Origin of the sequence: Neobacillus bataviensis LMG 21833 (assembly GCF_000307875.1) — a bacterium.
Taxonomy (GTDB): domain Bacteria; phylum Bacillota; class Bacilli; order Bacillales; family Cytobacillaceae; genus Neobacillus; species Neobacillus bataviensis.
Window position 1 is genome coordinate 1 of the sequence record NZ_AJLS01000079.1, and the last position, 887, is coordinate 887.

The window sequence follows — 887 nt, forward strand, 5'->3', positions numbered from 1 at the left end:
ATTGGCATAAGAAAAAGCATCCTTTTTTTAGTCATAGTCAAATTATAGCATGTGTCAGTAATTCTATCTAATATATAATTTTTGAGATTCCTATTATAAAAAAGTTTAAGTCCATTTTCTATTGAATAGCTTAGGTTAGGCTTATAGGCGGTGAATATGGTATAATGCAACTATGGAATTATCAGAAATTAGAAAGTTACTTGAAGGATATAGCGAGAAGATTAATGGCTTTCGTGACTCCTTAGATCTTGACCGTTTGGAAGAAGAAATTGCTTTATTAGAAAATGATATGGCGCAGCCTGAATTTTGGAATGATCAAGCAGCGGCTCAAAAAGTAATTGACGAATCAAATGCTTTAAAAGCAAAATACGACAATTATCAAGCCATGAATAACATGCTTGAAGAAGCTCAAACCATGCTTGAAATGCTTCAGGAAGAAGCTGATGAAGACATGCAAGTCGAATTAGAAGAGATGACCACAGCTCTTGGTCAAAAAATTGAATCTTACGAACTCGAAATCATGCTTAATCAACCCTATGACCACATGAATGCGGTACTTGAAATCCATCCAGGTTCTGGTGGAACAGAGTCGCAGGACTGGGGCTCAATGCTCATGCGGATGTATACCCGCTGGGGTGAAGCGCATGGCTTTAAAGTAGAAATTTTGGACTATCAAGATGGAGATGTTGCTGGACTTAAATCAGTAGCCATTCGTTTTGTTGGGCGAAATGCTTATGGTTTTTTGCGCGGCGAAAAAGGAGTTCATCGTTTAGTTCGCATATCGCCATTTGATTCTGCTAATCGTCGTCATACTTCATTTACTTCAGTAGACGTGATGCCAGAACTGGATGATTCAATTGAAGTTGAAGTTCGTGATGCTGATGTGA

Annotated in this window: 1 protein-coding gene; it reads left to right on the plus strand. The window is 38.0% G+C overall.

The window, feature by feature from the left end; all coding sequences use genetic code 11:
• Positions 1 to 172: 172 nt before the first annotated feature.
• Positions 173 to 887, plus strand: a 715-nt coding sequence (locus BABA_RS12815; protein WP_007085615.1) for a PCRF domain-containing protein, incomplete at its 3' end; no start/stop codon positions are given.